Origin of the sequence: Kitasatospora griseola, assembly GCF_014648555.1 — a bacterium.
Taxonomy (GTDB): domain Bacteria; phylum Actinomycetota; class Actinomycetes; order Streptomycetales; family Streptomycetaceae; genus Kitasatospora; species Kitasatospora griseola.
This window is the reverse complement of the sequence record NZ_BMRI01000055.1, coordinates 1-21,908: the sequence shown is the minus strand read 5'-3', so window position 1 is coordinate 21,908 and position 21,908 is coordinate 1. Positions and strand designations below refer to the sequence as shown.

The 21,908-nt window shown below is 73.3% G+C and carries 19 protein-coding genes and 1 riboswitch; of the genes, 12 read left to right on the top strand and 7 right to left on the bottom strand.

The features are described from left to right. Positions 1–41: 41 nt before the first annotated feature. Both IEZ12_RS35405 and IEZ12_RS35400 read right to left on the bottom strand, forming a co-directional pair. Positions 42–1,538, bottom strand: a complete 1,497-nt coding sequence (locus IEZ12_RS35405) for an alpha,alpha-trehalose-phosphate synthase (UDP-forming) (protein ID WP_189278242.1) — start codon at positions 1,536–1,538, stop codon at positions 42–44. Between the two features lie 101 nt (positions 1,539–1,639). Next, positions 1,640–2,638: a glucosyl-3-phosphoglycerate synthase gene (locus IEZ12_RS35400; protein ID WP_229848599.1), complete on the bottom strand. Its 999-nt coding sequence runs from the start codon at positions 2,636–2,638 to the stop codon at positions 1,640–1,642. Between the two features lie 139 nt (positions 2,639–2,777). Further along, a riboswitch (SAM riboswitch) is annotated at positions 2,778–2,906 on the top strand. Positions 2,907–2,923: 17 nt separating this feature from the next. On the opposite strand from IEZ12_RS35400, the gene thrC reads away from it, so the two are divergent. From thrC to IEZ12_RS35375, 5 genes are all read left to right on the top strand, one after another. Beyond that, complete coding sequence (thrC, locus tag IEZ12_RS35395; RefSeq protein WP_189278240.1) at positions 2,924–4,231, top strand: threonine synthase; 1,308 nt, start codon at positions 2,924–2,926, stop codon at positions 4,229–4,231. Between the two features lie 32 nt (positions 4,232–4,263). Then, complete coding sequence (locus IEZ12_RS35390; RefSeq protein ID WP_043915607.1) at positions 4,264–4,542, top strand: MoaD/ThiS family protein; 279 nt, start codon at positions 4,264–4,266, stop codon at positions 4,540–4,542. Positions 4,543–5,103: 561 nt separating this feature from the next. Continuing rightward, a complete protein-coding gene (locus IEZ12_RS35385) occupies positions 5,104–5,310 on the top strand; it encodes a cold-shock protein (protein WP_014137493.1) in 207 nt (68 codons plus the stop codon). 320 nt (positions 5,311–5,630) lie between these two features. After that, positions 5,631–7,253, top strand: coding sequence for a chaperonin GroEL (groL, locus tag IEZ12_RS35380; protein WP_043915608.1), 1,623 nt, complete (start codon positions 5,631–5,633; stop codon positions 7,251–7,253). Between the two features lie 111 nt (positions 7,254–7,364). Next, a complete protein-coding gene (locus tag IEZ12_RS35375; protein ID WP_189278238.1) occupies positions 7,365–7,724 on the top strand; it encodes a DUF8819 family protein in 360 nt (119 codons plus the stop codon). 22 nt (positions 7,725–7,746) lie between these two features. On the opposite strand, the gene IEZ12_RS35370 is transcribed toward IEZ12_RS35375, so the two are convergent. Next, entirely contained in the window at positions 7,747–8,376 is a 630-nt protein-coding gene (locus IEZ12_RS35370) for an HD domain-containing protein (RefSeq protein WP_189278237.1), read from the bottom strand. Between the two features lie 138 nt (positions 8,377–8,514). Here IEZ12_RS35370 and IEZ12_RS35365 point away from each other — a divergent pair, with 138 nt between their 5' ends. The 5 genes from IEZ12_RS35365 to IEZ12_RS35345 all read left to right on the top strand — a co-directional run bounded on the left by IEZ12_RS35365 (position 8,515) and on the right by IEZ12_RS35345 (position 14,054). Beyond that, on the top strand, positions 8,515–9,231 hold the full coding sequence (locus IEZ12_RS35365) for an ABC transporter ATP-binding protein (protein WP_043915610.1): 717 nt from the start codon (positions 8,515–8,517) through the stop codon (positions 9,229–9,231). Then, the gene (locus IEZ12_RS35360; RefSeq protein WP_189278235.1) at positions 9,228–11,927 is read left to right on the top strand and encodes an FtsX-like permease family protein; all 2,700 of its coding nucleotides are present in this window, start codon (positions 9,228–9,230) and stop codon (positions 11,925–11,927) included. The genes IEZ12_RS35365 and IEZ12_RS35360 overlap by 4 nt, the downstream gene beginning before the upstream one ends. Before the next feature lie 25 nt (positions 11,928–11,952). Further along, complete coding sequence (locus tag IEZ12_RS35355) at positions 11,953–12,297, top strand: PadR family transcriptional regulator (protein WP_043915612.1); 345 nt, start codon at positions 11,953–11,955, stop codon at positions 12,295–12,297. Then, entirely contained in the window at positions 12,294–13,253 is a 960-nt protein-coding gene (locus IEZ12_RS35350; protein WP_189278233.1) for a hypothetical protein, read from the top strand. The genes IEZ12_RS35355 and IEZ12_RS35350 overlap by 4 nt, the downstream gene beginning before the upstream one ends. Before the next feature lie 114 nt (positions 13,254–13,367). Then, positions 13,368–14,054, top strand: a complete 687-nt coding sequence (locus IEZ12_RS35345; protein ID WP_189278231.1) for a copper homeostasis protein CutC — start codon at positions 13,368–13,370, stop codon at positions 14,052–14,054. Positions 14,055–14,072: 18 nt separating this feature from the next. On the opposite strand, the gene IEZ12_RS35340 is transcribed toward IEZ12_RS35345, so the two are convergent. Continuing rightward, entirely contained in the window at positions 14,073–16,142 is a 2,070-nt protein-coding gene (locus IEZ12_RS35340; protein WP_189278229.1) for a HelD family protein, read from the bottom strand. Between the two features lie 311 nt (positions 16,143–16,453). Here IEZ12_RS35340 and IEZ12_RS35335 point away from each other — a divergent pair, with 311 nt between their 5' ends. Continuing rightward, entirely contained in the window at positions 16,454–16,600 is a 147-nt protein-coding gene (locus IEZ12_RS35335; protein WP_161801116.1) for a hypothetical protein, read from the top strand. 6 nt (positions 16,601–16,606) lie between these two features. Here the strand turns inward: IEZ12_RS35335 and IEZ12_RS35330 are convergent, their stop codons facing one another. The 3 genes from IEZ12_RS35330 to IEZ12_RS35320 all read right to left on the bottom strand — a co-directional run bounded on the left by IEZ12_RS35330 (position 16,607) and on the right by IEZ12_RS35320 (position 21,210). Beyond that, positions 16,607–18,238: a DNA repair helicase XPB gene (locus tag IEZ12_RS35330; RefSeq protein ID WP_189278227.1), complete on the bottom strand. Its 1,632-nt coding sequence runs from the start codon at positions 18,236–18,238 to the stop codon at positions 16,607–16,609. A 67-nt stretch (positions 18,239–18,305) separates the two neighbouring features. Further along, a complete protein-coding gene (locus IEZ12_RS35325) occupies positions 18,306–19,493 on the bottom strand; it encodes an acyltransferase family protein (RefSeq protein ID WP_189278225.1) in 1,188 nt (395 codons plus the stop codon). A gap of 115 nt (positions 19,494–19,608) precedes the next feature. Continuing rightward, positions 19,609–21,210, bottom strand: a complete 1,602-nt coding sequence (locus IEZ12_RS35320; RefSeq protein ID WP_229848598.1) for a DUF2079 domain-containing protein — start codon at positions 21,208–21,210, stop codon at positions 19,609–19,611. Positions 21,211–21,388: 178 nt separating this feature from the next. Here IEZ12_RS35320 and IEZ12_RS35315 point away from each other — a divergent pair, with 178 nt between their 5' ends. Next, positions 21,389–21,661, top strand: a complete 273-nt coding sequence (locus IEZ12_RS35315; RefSeq protein ID WP_189278221.1) for a hypothetical protein — start codon at positions 21,389–21,391, stop codon at positions 21,659–21,661. The last annotated feature ends 247 nt before the right edge of the window (positions 21,662–21,908 follow it).

The window sequence follows — 21,908 nt, the reverse complement described above, 5'->3', positions numbered from 1 at the left end:
CGCGAGCGAGACCCTGGTTCCGTGCTCTCCCCGGTCGTGCTCTAGAGCGCGTGCAGTTGGTCGAGGAACCACTGCTGGGGCGGCAGCGCCGTTGCCGCGGCGGCCAGTCGCCCGGTGCGGTCGGCACGGTCGGCCGGGGGCATGGCGAGGGCCCGGGCCAGGGCGTCCGCGGTGGCGACGACGTCGAAGGGGTTGACGGTGATCGCGTCGTCGGCGAGTTCCTCGTGGGCCCCGGCCTCGCGGGAGAGGACCAGGGCGCAGCCGTGGTCGGAGACGACGGGGACTTCCTTGGCGACCAGGTTCATGCCGTCGCGGACGGGGTTGACCAGGGCGACGTCGGCGAGCCGGTACGCGGCGAGGGAGCGCGGGAAGTCGTCGTCGACGTGCAGGATGAGCGGCTGCCAGTCGGCGGTGGCGAATTCGGCGTTGATCTCGGCGGCGAGCCGTTGCACCTCGGCGGTGTACTCCCGGTATTCGGCGAGGTCGGTGCGCGAGGGGTAGGCGAAGGCGATGTGGACGACCCGGTCGAGCCATTCGGGGCGGGTGCGCAGCAGGTGCCGGTAGGCGAGCAGGCCGCGGACGATGTTCTTGCTGAGCTCGGTGCGGTCGACCCGGACGACGGTGCGCCGGTCGCCGACGGCTTCGCGGAGGGCGGCGAGGCGTTCGTCGACGTCGGGCCGGTGGGCGCGCTCGCGCAGGAATGCGGCGTCGGCGCCGAGGCCGTGGACGCCGAGCCGGGTGGTGCGGCGGCCGATGGGGGCACCCCCGGCCGAAGGCTGGGGGATGGTGACGGTGAGGGCGTCGCGGTCGACGCTCGCGCCGAGGACGCGCTCGCAGCAGTCGGCGAAGGCGAGGGCCCACCGGCGGGTGAGGAAGGCGGCGCGGTCGGCGCCGAGGATGCCTTCGAGGACTTCGGCGGCGACGTCGTCGGGCAGCAGCCGGTAGTACTCGGGCGGGGCCCAGGGGGTGTGCGAGAAGTGGCCGATGCGCAGGTCGGGGCGGAGCGCGCGGAGCAGCGCGGGGGCCAGCGAGAGGTGGTAGTCCTGCACCAGGACGGCGGCGCCGGGGGCGGCTTCGGCGGCGAGGGCTTCGGCGAACGCGGTGTTGTAGGCCCGGTAGGCGGCCCATTCGGTGCGGAAGCCGGCGTCGAAGGCGGGCTTGGTGGGGATGTCGTACAGCAGGTGGTGGACGAACCACAGGGTGGAGTTGGCGACGCCGTTGTAGGCGCGGGCGAAGGTCTCCGGGGCGATGTCGAGCATGCGGACGGCCTGTCCGCCGACGTCGTGGCCGGCCCGGTCGAGGCGGCCTTCGGGGGCCTGTCGGGCGGCGGCGCGGTCGGCGTCGGAGAGGGCGGCGCAGACCCAGACGGCGTTCGGGTCGTCGATCGCGGAGAGCCCGGAGACCAGGCCGCCGCCGCCTCTGCGGAGGCTCAGCGTGCCGTCGTCCTCCGTGCGGAAGGACACCGGGCCGCGGTTGGAGGCCACCAGGATCGGGGCGGCTCCGGACTGCGTGGGGCGTTCGGACGCGTGATCGGCCATACAGCCAACCTTGCCGTGTGATCAGCCGACCAAACCACCCGGCGCGGCCCGGGCCGGGTGAACAGTGAGGGGCGGCAGGCGGGCAACGCGCGGGCCGGCGGTCAGCGTTCGCGGTACTCGGGGACGGTGATCATCGGGGGGCGTTCGGTGGCGGGCACCGGGTGGGTGCGGGGGGTGAAGCCGGCGGTGGTGCGGGTGTACTGGGTGAGCAGCGGCCGGACCAGGTCGGCGTCGGCCTTGAGCCGGTGGGTGCGGTCGAGGCGTTCCAGGGCGGTGCGGTAGATGGTGGCGGCCATCCGGCCGAGGGCCTGGCCGTCCTGGTGGCGGTGGTGCCGGACGCCGACGTCGACCTGGGCCAGCGCGTCCAGCCCGACCAGTTCCAACGCGTCGACCAGCAGGCCGAGTTCGACGCCGTAGCCGGTCGGGAAGGGCAGTCGCTCCAGCAGGCCGCGGCGGGCCGCGTACTCGCCGCCGAGCGGCTGGACGAAGCCGGCCAGCTGCGGCCAGTGCAGGTTGAGCAGCGGGCGGGCGACCAGTTCGGTGACCCGGCCGCCGCCGGCCGGGACGACGGCCCCGTCGGCCTCGAACGGGCGGTCGTACATGGCCTTGACCAGGTGCACGGCGGGGTCGGTGAGCAGCGGGCCGACGATGCCGGAGACGAACGCCGGGTCGAATTCGCGCAGGTCGGCGTCGATGTAGCAGACGATCGCGCCGCTGCTGGCGAGCAGCGAGCGCCACAGCACCTCGCCCTTGCCGGGGGCGGCGGGCAGCCGGGGCAGGATGGCGTCCCGGTGGACCACCCGGGCGCCGGCGGCGGCCGCGGCGGCGGCGGTGCCGTCGACCGAGCCGGAGTCGACCACCAGCAGTTCGTCGACCAGCGGGACGCGTTCCATCAGTTCGGTGCGGATCAGGGTGACGATCTCGCCGACGGTCGGCTCCTCGTCCAGGGCGGGCAGCACCACGCTGACGGTGCCGGCCGGCCCGGCGGCGCGCTTGGCGGCGAGCAGTCGGTCGAGCGGTCGGTCGGCGGCCGCCCAGGACCGGCGGCGCAGCCAGTCGGCCACTTCCGGCAGGACCCCGGGCTCGGGCTGCTCGGGCAAGATCTCGCTCCCTGTCTCGGTCCGTCTCGGTTGTCGGACGGTGGGGTTGGACGGCACGGGCCTTCGGTTACAGTCTTCGTACTGCGCCCGGACCTTCGCACGTCGGGGTCGTTCGCAGCGTACGACCACAACTTCACATTGCTCATCCAGAGGGACTGAGGGAACGGCCCGTTGAAGTCCCGGCAACCCTCCCGCGCGGCCTTGCAGGCCCGGCGGGACAGGTGCCAATTCCGGCCCGGGCGCGACCGCGTCCCGGGGAAGATGAGGAGAAAGGGCCTCGCCACCATGGCTGTTGACACCCCCGCACCTGCCCCCAGCCTTCGGCCGGGGGTACCCCCAGCCGTCGACCTCGGTCCGGCCACCGCGCTGTCCTGTCGCGAGTGCGGCACCCGCTTCCCGCTCGGCCCGAGCTTCGCCTGCCTGGAGTGCTTCGGCCCGCTGGAGATCGCCTACGACTACGCCGGCCACGACGCCGAGGAGCTGCGCAAGCGGATCGAGGCCGGGCCGGCGTCCATCTGGCGCTACGCCCCGCTGCTGCCCGTCCCCGCCGACGTCGCGGACAAGCCGAACCTGAACCCGGGCTGGACCCCGCTGGTGAAGGCCGACAACCTGGGCCGCGAGCTGGGCTTCACCGCGCAGCTGCACATCAAGGACGACTCCGGCAACCCCACCCACTCGTTCAAGGACCGGGTGGTGGCCTGCGCGATCGAGGCCGCCCGCGCCTTCGACTTCACCACGCTGTCCTGCTCGTCCACCGGCAACCTGGCGGGCGCGGTCGGCGCCGCCGCGGCCCGGGCCGGCTTCAAGTCCTGCGTGTTCATCCCGCACGACCTGGAGCAGGGCAAGGTCGTGATGGCCGGGGTGTACGGCGGCGAACTGGTCGGCATCGACGGCAACTACGACGACGTGAACCGGTTCTGCTCGGAGCTGATCGGCGACCCGGCCGGCGAGGGCTGGGGCTTCGTCAACGTCAACCTCCGTCCGTACTACGGCGAGGGCTCCAAGACCCTGGCGTTCGAGATCTGCGAGCAGCTCGGCTGGCGGCTGCCCGAGCAGATCGTCATCCCGATCGCCTCCGGCTCCCAGCTCACCAAGATCGACAAGGGCCTGCAGGAGCTGATCAAGCTCGGCCTGGTCGAGGACCGCCCGTACAGGATCTTCGGCGCCCAGGCCGAGGGCTGCTCCCCGGTCTCCGCCGCCTTCAAGGCCGGCCGCGACGTGATCAAGCCGGTCAAGCCGGACACCATCGCCAAGTCGCTGGCGATCGGCAACCCGGCCGACGGCCCCTACGTGCTCGACATCGCCCGCCGCACCGGCGGCGCCGTCGAGGACGTCACCGACGCCCAGGTGGTCGAGGCGATCAAGCTGCTGGCCCGCACCGAGGGCATCTTCGCCGAGACGGCCGGCGGCGTCACCGTCGGCGTGCTGAAGAAGCTGGTCGAGACCGGGCAGCTCGACCCGAGCAAGGAGACCGTCGCGATCAACACCGGCGACGGCCTGAAGACCCTCGACGCGGTCGCCGACTCCGGCATGACCGCCGTGATCCGCCCGACGCTGGAGTCCTTCCGCGCCGCCGGTCTCGTCTCCGCCTGATCCGCCCCCCACGTCTTCCCAGGAGTGCCCTCATGAGCGCCACCGTCCGCATCCCCACCATCCTCCGCACCTACACCGGAGGCGCCGCCGAGGTGACCGCCGAGGGCGCCACCCTGGCCGCCGTCGTCGCGGACCTGGAGGCCAACCACGCCGGCATCGCCGCCCGCCTGCTGGACGACACCGGCAAGCTGCGCCGCTTCGTGAACGTGTACGTCAACGACGACGACGTGCGCTTCGCCGACGGCCTGGAGACCGAGATCAAGGACGGCGCCTCGGTGTCGATCATTCCGGCGGTGGCCGGCGGCTGCTGACGCCGCCCCGGGTATTCGCCCTGCCGCCGTCAGGCCTCGGAATTCGATTTCCGAGCCGCCTGGCGGCGGCTCGGCACATCGGCCGAAGACGTTCGGGCAACCGTGTTTACGGCCCGGTGGGCCGCTGGAATTCGGGGACCGGCGAAGGAGTAGAGTGCCGGGAGAGCCGTTCCCCGTCGCGGCCCGTTCCAATCCTCGTTTTTCCCCGTTCCGCACCTCGCGCCGGCCCCGTCCCGTCCCGCGCTCTGAGACATGCGCCGGACCGTTCGCCGCTCGACCTGTCAGGCCGCCGTCATAATTCTTTCGGCGATTTGCGGTGACACGTCCGTTATGCCCGGTGGCTATTGTCGCGCCGTACACCTTTCGCCCCGTCATATCCCCTGCGGCGTACGCGATTTCCGTGAAATTAGGGCCTGTTGCAGAGGGCGCATATCCGGATACATTCAGCCGCGACAGAGGCTGCGCCGTGCGGGGGGGAGTCCCCACAGGCCGGTCTTCCAGACCTCCGGGTCCGCGTCCGCGGATCTCTGAAGGGCCAGCACAGCACAAGGGGAGTTCGGAATGGCTCAGGGCACCGTCAAGTGGTTCAACGCCGAGAAGGGCTACGGCTTCATCGCGGTCGACGGTGGAGCGGACGTGTTCGTCCACTACAGCGCGATCCAGATGGACGGCTACCGCACCCTGGAAGAGGGCCAGCGGGTCGAGTTCGAGATCTCGCAGGGTCAGAAGGGTCCGCAGGCCGACATGGTCCGCGCCGCCGGCGCCTGACGGCTCGGCAGACCGCACCCACGACAGTACGACCGGCAGGTCCGGCCCCGGCGCGACGCGTCCCGGGCCGGGCCTGTCGGCGTTCTCCGGCCCGGCCTGCGGGTTTCCCGGGAGGGCTGTCGGAGCACGCCGAATGGGCTTGCACTCGACACCCCCGAGTGCTAATCATTGGCGTTAGCACTCACAGCGTGAGAGTGACAACGGACCGGGCCGGTGAGGCCCCGGAAGCGGCGGGGACAGGACCCGCACTCTCCTGGGCCGTCCGTCGCGGGCACCCCCTTGGTCCGAGCAGTCGACCGTGTCCCGGAGGACCACTTCTAATGGCCAAGATCATTGCCTTTGACGAGGAAGCCCGCCGCGGCCTTGAGCGTGGCATGAACCAGCTTGCCGACGCCGTGAAGGTCACGCTCGGCCCCAAGGGTCGCAACGTCGTTCTGGAGAAGAAGTGGGGCGCCCCCACCATCACCAACGACGGTGTCTCCATCGCCAAGGAGATCGAGCTCGAGGACCCGTACGAGAAGATCGGCGCCGAGCTCGTCAAGGAGGTCGCCAAGAAGACCGACGACGTCGCGGGTGACGGCACCACCACCGCCACCGTGCTGGCCCAGGCGCTCGTCCGCGAGGGTCTGCGCAACGTCGCCGCCGGCGCCAACCCGATGGCCCTGAAGCGCGGCATCGAGAAGGCCGTCGTCGCCGTCTCCGACCAGCTGCTGGCCCAGGCCAAGGACGTGGAGACCAAGGAGCAGATCGCCTCCACCGCCTCCATCTCCGCCGCCGACACCCAGATCGGCGAGCTCATCGCCGAGGCCATGGACAAGGTCGGCAAGGAAGGCGTCATCACCGTCGAGGAGAGCAACACCTTCGGCCTGGAGCTCGAGCTCACCGAGGGCATGCGCTTCGACAAGGGCTACATCTCCGCCTACTTCGCCACCGACCTGGAGCGCATGGAGGCGAGCTTCGAGGACCCGTACATCCTCATCGCCAACTCCAAGATCTCCTCGGTCAAGGACCTCCTCCCGCTGCTGGAGAAGGTCATGCAGAGCGGCAAGCCGCTCGTCATCATCGCCGAGGACGTCGAGGGCGAGGCCCTGTCGACCCTGGTCGTGAACAAGATCCGCGGCACCTTCAAGTCCGTCGCCGTCAAGGCCCCGGGCTTCGGCGACCGCCGCAAGGCCATGCTGGGCGACATCGCCATCCTGACCGGCGGCACCGTGATCTCCGAGGAGGTCGGCCTCAAGCTCGAGAACGCCGGCGTCGACCTGCTGGGCACCGCCCGCAAGGTCGTCATCACCAAGGACGAGACCACCATCGTCGACGGCGGCGGCGACAGCGACCAGGTCGCCGGTCGCGTCAACCAGATCCGCGCCGAGATCGAGAACTCCGACTCGGACTACGACCGCGAGAAGCTCCAGGAGCGCCTCGCCAAGCTGGCCGGCGGCGTGGCCGTCATCAAGGCCGGCGCGGCCACCGAGGTCGAGCTCAAGGAGCGCAAGCACCGCATCGAGGACGCGGTGCGCAACGCCAAGGCCGCCGTCGAGGAGGGCATCGTCGCCGGTGGTGGCGTCGCCCTGCTGCAGGCCGGTGTCGCGTTCGAGAAGCTGGAGCTGGACGGCGACGAGGCCACTGGCGCCAACATCGTCCGCGTGGCCCTGGAGGCCCCGATCAAGCAGATCGCCACCAACGCCGGCCTTGAGGGCGGCGTCGTGGTCGAGAAGGTTCGCAACCTGCCCGCCGGCCACGGCCTGAACGCCGCGACCAACGAGTACGTCGACCTGATCGCCTCCGGCATCATCGACCCCGCCAAGGTCACCCGCTCCGCCCTGCAGAACGCCGCCTCCATCGCGGCGCTGTTCCTCACCACCGAGGCCGTCATCGCCGACAAGCCGGAGAAGGCCGCCGCGGCCGCCGGCGGCGGCATGCCGGGCGGTGACATGGACTTCTGATCCGACCCCTCCGGTTGGTTCAGCCAGTCTCACGCCGTGAGGGCGGTCTCCTTCGGGAGGCCGCCCTCGCGGCGTTTCCGGCTCCCGGCGGCGCTTTGGGACAATGGACGGATGGCCACTCCCGAGATCGAATCCGCCCTGCACAGTGCCCGCGCGCTGATCCTCGCCGACCTCACCGCACGTGACGTCGCCGACGCCGCGATCGTCTCGCTGGTGGAGGACGCCGTCACCCACCGCCGCTGGTGGCTCGAACAGTGGCCCGACGGCCGCGAGTTCGTCCTCGGCCTGATCGCCCAGGACGTCCAGGACGCGCTGCTGGAGTCGTACGGGCGGTGGCCGCTCTGTTCCGCGTGCGCGGCGGAGGACGACGACCCGCACGCGCTGAGCGTCGAACCGGAACTGGGGGCGGATCCGCACTGGGTGTGCGGCAAGAAGGGCGTCGTCGTCGCGGCGGTGGGCGAGCTCGGCTGAGGATCGGCGGGGGAGAGCACCGCTATGGCGCCAGCTCCCTGAGTTCCGCCTGCATGTTCGCCCGGGCCTGGGCGTCGTAGCGTTCGTGGGCCTCGGCGGTGCGGTAGAGGGCGGGGAGGGCGAGGAGGTGGTGGAGGATCTCGGTGCGGCCCTCGCGGAAGGCGTCCGGGGGGACGAAGGCGTATTCGTCGCGGATGGCGGCGGTGTAGGCCGCGTAGCGGTCGGGGGATGAGCCGAGGACGGCGAGGTCGGCGTCGCAGAGGACCTCGCCGTTGTGGTCGCCGGGCGCCGGGTGGTGGGTGACGGTGAGTCGGATCAGGCGGGCGACCTCGTGGACCAGGGGTTCGGGCAGGCCCGCCTCGCGGAGGGCGCGGCAGGCGAGGGCGGCGCTGCGTTCCTCGTTCTCGGAGCGGTCGGGCCGGTAGACGGCGTCGTGGAACCAGGCGGCCAGTCGGACGGCGTCCGGGTCCTCGGCGTGGCCGGCGAGTTCGTCGATCCGGTCGAGGACGGCCCGCAGGTGGTCGGTGGTGTGATAGCGGCGCTGCGGTTCGGCCCAGCGGGCGAGCAGGTCGCGGGCGTACGGCTCCGGGTCGACGGTGGCGCCGCAGCGGGTGAGCAGGGCGTGCCAGCGCTCGGACAGCGATGCGGTCATGACGGTCATTCTGCTCCCTGGCGGATGTGACCCACACTATATGTAGTTCACCGGCTTATGACGCAGACTTGAGTAGTCGTCGCTCGAAGGCTATACATACTCGGTATGCAAGACGTTCCGCTGTTCCGAGGGGGAGCCATGACCGGATCGAGCGCGCAGGCCGTGCTGCGCCTGGAGGGAGTCGGCCGGGTGCACGGCCGGGGCGAGGCCGAGGTACACGCCCTTCACCCGATCGACCTGGAGGTGCGGGCCGGGGAGTTCCTGGCCGTGATGGGGCCGTCCGGCTCGGGGAAGTCCACGCTGCTCGCGCTGGCCGGGGGCCTGGACCGTCCGTCGGTCGGCCGGGTGCTGGTCGAGGGCGCCCCGCTGGAGGGCCTGAGCCGGGCGCGGTTGGCCGATGTGCGGCGCCGGTCGGTCGGCTACGTGTTCCAGTCGTACAACCTGATCCCGTCCCTGACGGCGGCGGAGAACATCGCGCTGCCGCGGGAGTTGGACGGCGTGCCGGCCCGCAAGGCCCGCGCGGAGGCGCTCGTCGCGCTGGAGGAGATGGGCATCGCCCACCTCGCCGACCGCTTCCCGGAGGACATGTCCGGCGGCCAGCAGCAGCGGGTCGCCATCGGCCGGGCGCTGGCGGGCGAGCGCCGGCTGGTGCTCGCCGACGAGCCGACCGGCGCGCTCGACTCGGCGACCGGCGAAGCCGTGCTGCAGGTACTGCGTGCGCGCTGCGACGCCGGGGCCGCCGCCATGATGGTCACGCACGACGCCACCCATGCGGCCTGGGCGGACCGGGTGGTGTTCCTCCGGGACGGCCGGATCGTCCGCGAGGCGGCGCAGCGCACCGGGGCCGGCCGATGAGCGCCTGGCGGGCGGTGCTGCGGATGGCGCGCCGCGACGCCCTGCGGGCCAAGGGCCGCAGGGCCCTGGTGGTCGCGATGATCGCGTTGCCGGTGCTGGGCGCGACCGGCGTGGACGTGGTGCACCGCAGCGGTCAGCTCACCGCCGTCGAACGCGCGGACCGGCTGATGGGCCGCTCCGACGCGCTGGTCGGCGCCTACGACCCGGGCCGGAGCGTCGAGCAGTCGGTGTTCCCGGCCGACGGCGTCCGCACCCTGCCGCAGCGCCCGGGCTCCGAGACGCCCGAGCAGAAGCGCGCCGCCGCCACCGAACCGACCGCGCTGCTGGGCGAGTTGCTCCCGAAGGGCAGCACTCTGACGCCCGCCCGCACCGGCCCGGTCGCCGCCGTGCAGACCCGCGACGGCCTGGCCCCCGTCGACACCTTCGAGGCCGACCTGGCCGGCGACCTCTGGCAGGGCCGACTGAACCTGGTCTCCGGCCGGGCCCCCGCCGCCGCCCACGAGGCCGCCGCCACCCGGGCGTTCCTGGCCGGCACCGGCCTGCGGATCGGCGACCGGGTCACCGTCCGCGGCCTGGAGTCGACCCCGTTCACGCTGACCGGCGCCGTGGAGTGTCCCGGCGAGCTGAACAAGTCCGAACTGGTCGCCCGCCCCGGCGAGTTGTACCAGCAGCTGGACGCCGCCCAGGTGGTCGCCGGGCTCGCCCCGCAGAGCCCGGGCGCCGAGCAGGCCGCCGCGAAGAAGGCCGCCTGGCTGGTCCGGCTGCCCGCGGGGGCGAGCCTCGGCTGGGACCAGGTCCGCGAACTCAACCGCTACGGCTACACGCTGGCGAGCCGCCAGGTCGCCGCCCACCCGCCCGCCGACGCGCTGGCCCGGCAGGAGGCGGTCGGCGCCGAGGACGCCCGCGAACGCCGCATGATGACGGTCGCCACCACCGCCGCGATGGCCCTGCTGGAGGTCGCGCTGCTGGCCGGCCCCGCCTTCGCGGTCGGCGCCCGGCGGGCCCGCCGCCAGCTCGCCCTGCTCGGCGCGGCCGGCGGCCGCCCCGGACACGTCCGGGCCGTGGTGCTCGGCGGCGGCCTGGTGCTCGGCGCGGCCGGCGCGGTGCTCGGCGCCGTGGTCGGCGCCGCCCTGGTCGCCGTGCTGCGCACCCGGATCGAGGAGTGGGGCGGCAGCCGGTTCGGCCAGCTCGCCCTGCGCCCGTCCGACCTCGCGGCGATCGCCGCCGTCGGCATGCTCACCGCCCTGCTGGCGGCGCTGCTGCCCGCCCTGCAGGCCGGACGCCGCGAGGTGCTCGACGGCCTGACGGACCGTGACCCGGTGCGCCGGTCCGCCCGCTGGACGCCGCTGCTCGGCCTGGCCGCCGTGCTGGTCGGCGCCGCACTCGCGCTGTACGGCGCGGTGGTCGCCCCGACCGGCGGGATGCCGGTGCTCGCCGGACTGTCGACCCGCACCCTGTCGGTGCTGACCGGCGCGACGCTCGCCGAGCTCGGCCTGCTGCTGTTCACCCCGCTGCTGCTCGCCCTGCTCGGCCGACTCGCCCGCCTGCTGCCGGTCGGCCCGCGGCTCGCGCTGCGCGACGCCGCCCGGCACCGCTCCCGCACCGGCCCCGCGGTCGCCGCCGTGCTCGCCGCCGTCGCCGGCGCTGTCGCGGTCGGCGTGCACACCGCCGGCGCCGAGGCCCAGGACCGCGCCTCCTACCGGCTGGAACAGCCCGTCGGCGCCGTCCGGATCACCCTGCACGGCGACGCCGACGTCATGCCCCAGCTGCGTACCGCCGTGCTTCAGGACCTGCCGGACCTCGGCGAGCGGGCCGACCTGTACGAGGCGCAGTACGTCTTCTGCGAGGGCTGCTCCAGCGTGGTGTCCGCGGAGGGCGGGCCGCGCTACGGCCAGACCATGACCGGGCCGGCCGTGGTCGGCGACACCCAGGTGCTGCACAACCTGCTGGCGCTGCGCGACCGCACCGCCGAGGAGGCGCTGCTCGCCGGGAAGGCCGTGGTCACCGACCCGTCCTACCTGCACGACGGCAAGGCGGTGCTGCAGATGCAGGGCAACGGCATGGAGGCCAAGAAGGTCACGGTCGACGCCGTCCTGGTCGACCGGCCCGTCGGGCAGCGCTACGCGCCGCTGGTGGTCGCCCCCGCGACGATCCGCGGCCTCGGCCTGCAGGTCGTGCCGGCCGGGGCGATCTGGCTGCCCACCGCGCCGGTCGCCGACCGGGCCGAGCAGCGGGCCGCGGCCACCGTCGCCCGGCTCGCCCCGCACTCGGAGTTCGGGGTGGAGCGCGGGTACCGGCCGCAGGACAGCGTGGTGCAGGTCGCGCTCAGCGGCTTCGCCGCCCTGGTGGTGCTCGGCGCGGCCGTGGTCTCCACCGCGCTGGCCGCCGCCGACGCCCGCCGCGAACGCGTCCTGCTGTCCGCGATCGGCGCCCGGCCGCGCACCCGGCGCACCGTCGCCGGCCTGCAGGCCGGACTGATCGCCCTGCTCGGCGGTCTGCTCGGCACCGTCAGCGGCTTCGTCCCCGCGTACGCACTGCTGCGCTCCCGGGTGGCCGGGATGACGGGCGCGCCCGCCGTGCTGAACGCTGCCGACGTCCCGTGGGCCACCATCGGGCTGCTCGCCCTGGCGCTGCCGGTGGTGGCGGGCCTGCTCGGCGCGCTGCGCCGGGACGACCCCGCGGGATGGCGCGGATAAGCAGGTCGGCGATATATGTAGTCGTATGACTGAACGCGCCATGCAGGAACCCACCCTGCTGCTGCTCACCGCCCTCGCGGACGCCCCCCGGCACGGATACGCGCTGATCCAGGAAGTCGACGCGATCTCCGGGGGGCGGGTGAAGCTCCGCACCGGAACCCTGTACGGCGCACTCGACCGGCTGCTCCAGCAGGGCCTGATCGAGGTCGCCGCCGAGGAGATCGTTGACGGCCGGGCCCGCCGCACCTACGCCCTCACCGGCGCCGGCCGGGGCGTCCTGGCCACCGAGGCCGAACGGCTGCGCGCCGTCGCCGCCGAGGCGCAGCGCCGCCTCGGCGGCGCCGTCCGTCCCCGGGGGGCCACCGCATGAACGTCGCCCTTCGCACCGCCCTCGCGCTCTACCCGGCCCGCTACCGCCGCGACCGGGGCGCCGAACTGGCCGAGGTGTTCGCCGACACCACCGCCGGCTCCGGCCGCCTCGCCACCGCCCGCGAAGCCCTCGACCTCGCCGCGTACGGCCTGCGGCTGCGCACCGGCCTCACCGAGACCGCGCTGGCCGGCCGACTGCTGGCCGCCGCCGCCCCGCTGCTGGTCGGCGCCCTGCTCGGCCTCGCCGTCCTGCCCGGCGTCGGCGACTGGCGGGAGTACACGCTCACTCGCGCCGCCCGCTCCGGGACCGACCTGCCCTGGCCCCGACTGGTCGAGAACATCGCCGTCCTGGGCCTCGCCGTCATCCCGCTGCTGCTGGTCGCCGCCGCCGCGCTCGGCGCCTGGCGAGCCGTCCGACTCCTGGGCGCCGTGGTGGCGCTGCTCGGCGCCGTCCGGATCGGGCACGCCGCGCTGAGCCTGCCGCCCAGCGGGGTGTGGAGCGGCTGGTTCTTCGCCTACGAGACCACCGCCCTGGTGCCCTACCTGCTGGGCGGTCTGATGCTGGCCGTCGCCCCGGCCCGCCCGGCCGATGCGCACGGCCGGACCGACCGGCTGCTGATCCTGGCCGGCGCGGCCGCCGGCTTCGCGGTGACCCGTGCGCAGGGCGGCTACGACACCCGCAACCTGATGGACGGCTGGTGGCCGGTCGCGCTGCTGCTGCTCCCGCTGCTGCTGGTGCTGTTCGCCGCCCGCGACCGGCTGCTGCCGGCCGCGCTCGGCCTCGCCGTGCTGCCGCTGACCGCCGGCTTCAGCCTGTTCTCGCTCTGGGAGCAGCTCGGCGGCGTGTGGCGGGCCGCCCCCTGGGCGATCGGCGCCGCGACGGCGCTGCTGCTGGGGTACCGGCTGCTCGGATCCGCCCGTCCGACGAGGCGTCAGACGGCGTCCCTGATGGGCTGAACGGGGGGTTGACCGGGCGAACGGGACGCCAGCGGGGCGCGAACGGAGGAGGACGCGGGGCCGAACGGTCGAGGGGGGTCGCCCGGGGCGGGTCGATGTGGCAGGCTATCGGATATGTCTAGACCAATGTTCGAAGTGATCGCGCTGACCCCCCAGGACGCCAGGGCCGCCGAGTCGGGCGGCGCGGACCGCCTCGAACTGGTCACCGACATGGCCGCCGACGGGCTCACCCCCACCGTCCGGGACTTCGCCGCGATCCGCGCCGCCGTCGACCTGCCGCTGCGCGTCATGCTCCGCATCCGCGACGGCTTCACCCCCGGCGACCTCGACCTGTTGCTGGCCCGGACCGCCGCGCTGCGCGCCGAGGGCGCCGAGGAATTCGTCTTCGGCTTCCTCGCCCCCGACGGCGCCGTCGACCTCGACGCGACCCGCGCCGTCGCCGACGCCGTCACCGGCTGCCACTGGACCTTCCACCGGGCCATCGACCACAGCGCCGACCGCTCCGACGTCCGCGCCGCCGTCGCCGACCTGCCGGGGCTCGACACCTTCCTCACCTCCGGCGCCGCGGCCGGCGTGGACGCCGGCCGGGAAGTCCTCCTCGGCGAACTCGCCAAGTCCGGCGAACCCGGCTACCGCCAGCAGATCCTGGTCGGCGGCGGCCTCCGCGCCGAACACGTCCCCGAGCTCCGGGCCGCGGGCTTCGACGCCTTCCACATCGGCGGAGCGGTTCGCCTGGGCGGCTGGGCCGGGGCGGTGGACGCGGCGATGGTCGAGGAGTGGCGCACTCTGATCGGTACGTGAACCGTCAGGGGCGAACCCTTACCCCAACTCTTCCGGCAGCGGCTCCGTGTGGAGCACCGTCAGCCCCGAGACCGCGCGGGTCAGGGAGACGTAGAGGCGGCGCAGGCCGGTGCGGTGGTCGGGTTCGCCGGTGATGATGGCGGCGGGTTCGTCGAGGACGACGTAGTCGTATTCGAGGCCCTTGGCGAGGGTGGCGGGGACCAGGGTCAGACGGGCGTCCGCGGTGGTCTCGGTGCCGGGCTCCAGGCACGGCAGCCCTGCGGCTTCGAGCATCTCGGCGAGGACGGGGATGCGGGCGTCCGCCGCGATCAGGCCGACAGAGCCTTCGTGGCGGAGGGCGTCGTGGCAGGCGGCGAGGACGGCGTCGTCCCGCCCGGAGGGCACCTGGCGGACGGTCAGCGAGCCGGGCGCGTCACGGACGGACGTCGCGGGGGCCAGGCCGGGGGCGATCGCCGGGAGGAGGCGGGAGGCGTAGGCGATGACCTCGCCGGGGACGCGGAAGCCCTGGGTGAGCTCCTCGATGTGGGCGCCGTCCTTGCCGAGGTGGTGCAGGGCTTCCTGCCAGCTGCCGGTGGCCCACGGGGTGGTGCCCTGGGCGAGGTCGCCGAGGACGGTCGCGGAGCCGGTGGTGCAGCGGCGGCCGATGGCGCGGTACTGCATGGGGGAGAGGTCCTGGGCCTCGTCGACGACCACGTGGCCGAGCGAGGCGGTGCGGTGGACCAGGTCGGCGGCCTCGTCGATCAGGACGGCGTCGGCGGCGGACCAGGGCGCGGTGCGGGCGGAGCGCGGCGGCTTGGACCACAGGACGAGGGCCTGTTCGTCGGCGTCGAGGAGGCCGTCCGCGGCGGCGGCCAGGAACTCGGCGTCGGACAGCAGGCGGTGGACCAGTTTGACCGGGTCGACGGCCGGCCAGCAGGCCTTGACGGTGGCCTTCACAGCGGCGTTGCGGGCCACCGCGTCCTGGACGCGGTCGTCGGGGGCCTCGCCGCCCTGTTCCATCTTGACCAGCACGGCGTGCGCGATCCGCTGCGGCAGGGCCTCGGCGGCAGCCCCGTAGCGGATGTCGCGGTCCATCAACTCGCGGACGATCTCGCCGAGTTCGTAGGCGGGCACGCGCCAGCGGCGGGAGCCGCGGACCACCACGCAGGGTTCGGTGGGCAGGGTGATCCCGGACCGCACCGCGTTGCGCAGGACCTGGGCCATCCGGGCGTCGCCCTTGATCCGGGCGGTGTCGGCGGCGTCGGCGCCGCGGACCTCGACGTGCCCGACGAGTTCCTGCACGGTGGCCTGCGCGACGTCCAACTCGCCGAGGGCGGGCAGGACCTGCTCGATGTACTGGAGGAAGGACCGGTTCGGGCCGACCACCAGGGTGCCGGTGCGGGCGAGCCGCTCGCGGTGCGCGTACAGCAGGTAGGCGACGCGGTGCAGGCCGACGGCGGTCTTCCCGGTGCCGGGGGCGCCCTGGACGCAGACGGTGCCGGTGATGTCGGCGCGGACGATCTCGTCCTGCTCGGGCTGGATGGTGGCGACGATGTCCCGCATCGGGCCGACGCGGGGCTTCTCGATTTCGGCGGCGAGGAGTGCGGAGCGGGTGTCGCCCTCGTCCGGGTCGGACAGGTTCTCGTCCTCGTAGGCCGTCAACTCGCCGCCGGTGTAGCCGAATCGACGGCGCTTGGCGACGTCCATCGGGTCCTTGCGGCTGGCCCGGTAGAACGGCTGGGAGACCGGGGCGCGCCAGTCGATCACCATCGGGTCGCCGTCGGCGTCGTGGACGTGCCGGCGGCCGATGTAGAACTGCTCGCCGCCGCTGCCCTCGGAGTCGGCCTCGCTGATCGCGTGCAGGTAGTCCAGGCGGCCGAAGAACAGCGGGGTGTGCGCGAGGTCGGCGAGTGCCTTGATGCGTTCGTCGACCTGCTTCTGCAGCACCAGCGCGGACACCCAGGTGCCGGTGACGTCGCGCAGGTCGAGTGCCTCGACGTCCTCGCGCATCGCCGTCAGGGCGGCGCGGGAGGCGGCCAGGTGGGAGCGTTCGCGGCCCAGCGGGTCGGTGTCGGGGGCGAACGCGTCGGTGGAGGTGGGGGAGTGCACGGCGGACCTTCCCGGCCGCCCGGCATCCTCGGGCGGCGGACTCGTCTTGGCTCACGGTGAAGGACACCGGCCGGTTTCCGAGCGGCCGGCACCTCCCACGGCTGCCGAGGCGGCACCACGGTTCGGGAGGGGCAGACGGACGATCCTAGACCCGCCGCCGTCCGGGTGCGAATCCTTTTCCCGGAGGCGCCCCTGGGGGATCACCCCCGGACGGGCGTAGGGGTCGCTACACCTGGAGGACGACCGGCGGCCCGACAGGTACGGCCTTCCGGTCGATGCCCGGGGCCGGCCCGCGAACCTACCGTGGAGACATGACGAACACACGCATGAACCCGCAGCCGGGCGGCGCCCCGGAGCGCCGCCGCAACCCGGTCGCCGCCGCCGTCCGCAACGTCGGCATCGTGCTCGACACCGCCGCGCGCGTGCTCTTCCTCGGGCGCGACGGCGTCAAGCTGTAGCCGCTCCTACAGGTCGTCGGCGTCGACGATCCGGTACGCGTAGCCCTGCTCGGCCAGGAACCGCTGGCGGTGCGCCGCGAAGTCCTGGTCGACGGTGTCCCGGGCGACCACCGAGTAGAAGTGCGCCGCGTGCCCGTCCGCCTTCGGACGCAGCACCCGGCCCAGCCGCTGCGCCTCCTCCTGGCGGGAGCCGAACGTGCCCGACACCTGGATGGCCACGGTGGCCTCCGGCAGGTCGATCGAGAAGTTCGCGACCTTGGAGACCACCAGCACGCCGATCTCCTTCGACCGGAACGCCTCGAACAGCTTCTCGCGCTGCGCGTTCGAGGTCTCGCCCTTGATCACCGGGGCGTTCAGCGCCTCGCCCAACTCGTCCAGCTGGTCGATGTACTGACCGATGACCAGGGTCTGGTCGCCCTTGTGCTTCTCGACCAGCCGCTCCACCACCCGGCGCTTGGTCGCCGTGGTCGAACAGAACCGGTACTTCTCCTCCGGCTCGGCGGTCGCGTACATCAGCCGCTCCGAGTCGGAGAGCGTCACCCGCACCTCGCAGCAGTCGGCGGGCGCGATGTAGCCCTGCGCCTCGATCTCCTTCCACGGGGCGTCGAACCGCTTCGGGCCGATCAGCGAGAACACGTCGCCCTCCCGGCCGTCCTCGCGCACCAGCGTCGCCGTCAGGCCGAGCCGGCGGCGGGCCTGCAGGTCGGCGGTGAACTTGAACACCGGCGCGGGCAGCAGGTGCACCTCGTCGTAGACCACCAGGCCCCAGTTGCGGGCGTCGAACAGCTCCAGGTGCGGGTAGACGCCCTTCCGCTTGGTGGTCATCACCTGGTACGTGGCGATGGTGACCGGGCGGATCTCCTTGCGGGTGCCGCTGTACTCGCCGATCTCGTCCTCGGTCAGCGAGGTCCGCTTGATCAGCTCGTGCTTCCACTGCCGGGCCGAGACGGTGTTGGTCACCAGGATCAGCGTGGTCGACTTGGCCTCCGCCATCGCCGCCGCGCCCACCAGCGTCTTGCCGGCGCCGCACGGCAGCACCACGACGCCGGAGCCGCCGTGCCAGAAGCCGTCCACGGCGTGCCGCTGGTACGGGCGCAGCTCCCAGCCGTCCTCCTCCAGGTGGATCGGGTGCGCCTCGCCGTCCACGTACCCGGCGTGGTCCTCGGCCGGCCAGCCCAGCTTCAGCAGAACCTGCTTGATCTGGCCGCGCTCCGACGGGTGCACCACCACCGTGTCCGGGTCCACCCGGGCCCCGACCAGCGGCGCGATCTTCTTCGACCGCAGCACCTCCTCCAGCACCGGCCGGTCCGTGGTGGACAGCACCAGCCCGTGCACCGGGTGCTTCTGCAGCTGCAGCCGCCCGTACCGGGCCATGGTGTCCGCCACGTCGACCAGCAGCGCGTGCGGCACCGGGTAGCGCGAGTACGTCACCAGCGCGTCCACCACCTGCTCGGCGTCGTGCCCCGCCGCCCGTGCGTTCCACAGGCCGAGCGGCGTCACCCGGTAGGTGTGGATGTGCTCCGGCGCGCGCTCCAACTCGGCGAACGGCGCGATCACCCGCCGGCACTCCGCCGCCTGCGGATGGTCGATCTCCAACAGCAGCGTCTTGTCGCTCTGCACGATCAGCGGTCCGTTCACGCCTGTGCATCCCCTTCCGCGCGGGCCAAACCTCCAGTGTGCCGCATCGGCGGGCGGTCGTGCCGGGCTACCGCGCCCCGGGGTCGCGTCCGGACCAGGGGCGCAGCAGCAGCCGGCGGCCGGGGACCTCGACGAGGGTGTGCAGGAGCCAGGCCACCGCCAGTGAGATCGCGAAGGCCGTACAGCTCACCAGCAGGCCGGTCGGCCACGGTTCCTTGGGGTGCGGGCGGAACAGGCTCTCGCCGGTCCGGATGACCAGGATGTGCACCATGTAGAAGGCGAAGGAGAGTTCGCCCAGCCGTACGGCGAGGCGCCCGCGCCAGGGCGAGGGCTCGCCGCGCAGGTCGGCCGTCGCGGCGGCGGGTATCAGCAGGGCGAATCCGATCACCGTGCAGGCGGCATAGCGGTAGAGGTAGTCCGCCTGCGAGGCCATGAAGTAGCCGCCCACGGTCAGGGCGAGCGAGACGGTGAGCCCGGGGCCCTGCCACCGGTCGGCCCGGACCAGCTCGGCCAGCGCGATGCCGAGCAGGAACTCGGGCAGCCGGGCGAGCGGGAAGTAGTAGACCGCCCAACCGGCGTCCACCGGGTGCAGCCAGCCGTCGACCAGCATCGGCATGGTGATCACCAGGGCCGTCGAGACGGCCGCGAGGACCGCGCTGCCGCGCCAGCCCGTGGCCCGCAGCGGGCGGACGATCAGCGGGAACAGCAGGTAGAAGAACGCCTCGCAGGCGAGCGACCAGCTGACCGGGTTGGCGCTCTGGTAGAAGCTCACGTCCTGCGGCCAGGACTGCACCAGGAACAGGTTCGCGAGCAGCTGCCGGGTCTCCGGCACCGTCCCGGCGGCCAGGAAGTACGCCATCGCCAGCGCGAGCAGCGCCGTGGCGAGGTGCAGCGGGTAGACCCGTGCCAGGCGGCGCCGCCAGAACCGGACGACCCCGCCGCTGCCCGGCGGCGTCGACCAGGCGAGCACGAACCCGGAGAGCACGAAGAAGAACGACACCCCGGTGTTCCCGGCCCCGAAGGCGAAGCCCAGCGTGCCGCCGATCCGGCCGCCGAAGTACTCGACGATCCACACGTGGAACAGGAAGACCATCAGCGCGGCCGTCCACCGCAGACCGGTCAGCGAGGGCAGCGGGACCGGCCCGCCGCCCGGCCCGCCGCCCGGCCCGGGGCCCGGTGCGGCCGCGCCCCGGCGCGGCAGCGGAATGCCGTGGGTTCCGGTGGCCCGGCCGGATACGGGATCTGTCGTCGACACGCTGCAAAGTAGCACGCGCTCCCGGCCGGATTCCGCCCCCCTTCCGCATCCCGGACACGACCCGAAATGCGAAGGCTCGCCGCACAGTTGAGCTGCCGTCGGGCCGGCCGGGCGGTCAGCCGAGGAAGAAGTCGTGGCCGACGTCCGGCGGGATGATCTCCTGGTACGGCGTGGAGCCGGGCCCGGGCAGGTGGGCGCCGGGGACGGGGTCGGTGCCGGTGTGCCGGAGCAGCGTGACGCCGTCCTGGTCGAAGAGCTCCTGGTAGCCGTGGGCCAGCAGGAAGGCGCGGTACTCGGCCTGCTCCGGGTCGCGCTGGAACGGGAAGGCGCGCTGCGTGTAGCGCAGGATCACGTACTCCTGGCCGCGCGGGGTGCCGTCGGCCAGCATCACGTGGGTGCGGTTGGTCAGGCGCGGCGCGACCTGGTTGTCGGCCTCCACGGTGGCGCCGTCCGGGATCAGCTTCGCCGCGCGGGCCAGCGCCGCCGTCGACGGCTTGGGCTGCCACTCGTGCGGGACCGCCAGGTGGTAGACGCCGAGCGCGGCGGACGCGGCGAGCGAGAGGACGGCGGCGGCCGCGCCCAGCCGGCGGGCCTGCCGGAAGTGGCCGCGGGCCCACAGGACGCCCAGGGTCTCGATCGCGGCGGTCACCAGGATCGGCCACAGGAACGCGTCGTAGTGCCGGGCGATCGACCAGTGGTTCGGGTTGTCGGACAGGATCCGCTCCGCCAGCAGCGGCAGCGCGACCAGCGACGTCGCCGAGCGCAGCGGCAGCGCCGCGGTGGTGAGCAGCAGCCAGCCGAGCAGCATCGGCTTCAGCGGGCTGGAGAACGCCGACTCCACCAGCAGCCACGGATTGCCGAGCACGTGCCGCAGCGCCTGGCCGCCGTCCGCGCCGAGCTGACCGTAGTTCCAGTAGTAGCCGGGCACGCCGCCCATCGCCGGAATCAGCCGGCCGATCTCCACCGCGCTCGCCAGCGGCCCGCCCACCAGCAGCGCCCAGCCGAGCACCTTCGCCCAGCGGTCCGGGCCGCCGCGCTCGCGCCACAGCAGCACCGCGCCGAACATGCCGACCGCGAGCCCCAGGTCCTCCTTGGTCGCGCACAGCAGCAGCGCCGCCAGCGCCGCCCCCGCCCAGCGCCGCGCCCCCGCCCGCTCGAACAGCAGCAGGAACAGCGGAACGGCGAACCCCACCTCGTGGAACCCGCTGCGCGAGGAGATCAGCAGCGGCCAGCCCAGGCCGTACACCAGCGCCGCGCCGTCCAGCACCCGGGTGCGGACCCGCGCGTCGGCGCCCGCGAACGCCCGGCTCGCGATCCGGCGCACCAGCGGGACGCCCGCCGCGAACAGCGCCGCCTGCCCGACCAGAAGCATCCGCGGGTCGTCCCACACCCAGTACAGCGGGGCGAGCAGCGCCAGCACCGGCGAGAAGTGGTCGCCCAGCAGCGAGAAGCCCGGCGGGAACTCGTGGTGGACGCTCTTCAGCGTCGACACCGGCAGCCCGAAGTGCGCGTAGCCGCGCACGCCCTGGTCGAAGATGCCCAGGTCGAAGCCGCCCAGCTGGAGCGAGGTCCACTGCTGGACGCCGAGTGCCAGGCAGACCGCGAAGCTCAGCACGGTGAACAGGACGGTACGGCGGCGGCGGGTCAGCCGGAACCCGGACGTGCGGTCCGTCGCCGAACGGGCGACCGGGGGCTGCAGAGCGGGGGAAGTGGTCACGGCTCCGGTCCTGTCGCGGGCCGGTGAAGGCCCGATTCCGCGCGGGTGGACCCTGCCACCCCGGCCGTTCGGCAGTCTAACCGCCGCCTGCGGGATGCTCCTGTGGATCATCCGACCGGAACCCGGCGTCCCGCGGCAGTGACCGTCGGGCGGCCGGCTCGTTGGGCAGGCCATGACCATGCGCAACCGATTCCTGGCCGGCCTCGCGCTCTCCGGCGCGGCCCTCGCCACCACCCTCGGAGCGGCGCCGGCCCACGCCGCCGACGAGTCCCCGGCCCTCGACCAGGTGGCGGACGTCGGCCAGCCCGGCGGCCTGCTCGGCACCCTCGCCTTCACCGGCACCGGCCTGCTGACGGGCGTCGAACCGAAGATGCCGGACCCGCACGCGATCGTGGAACAGGCGAAGAAGCAGAAGGCCGAGGAGGACGCGAAGCAGCACGCCGGCAAGTAGGCGGCCGCGTCCCGGAACGCCTCCGGCCCGCCAGGGCCGGGGGGAGGGCTGCGCGAAGCGGAAGCCATCCAGCCGCAGGACCGCGACGCGGGACGGTGACCTGCCCGTGGTCGCGACCGCGCGGACGTGCGCTTGTTGCTCGCGCAGCCCCCACGCCTCCGGTCGTGCGCCCCTAGATGATTGATGCCAAGGGCTCGCTGGCGTGCATGAAATGACGCGAGGGAGTCCAAAGGTCGGTTGTGACGCC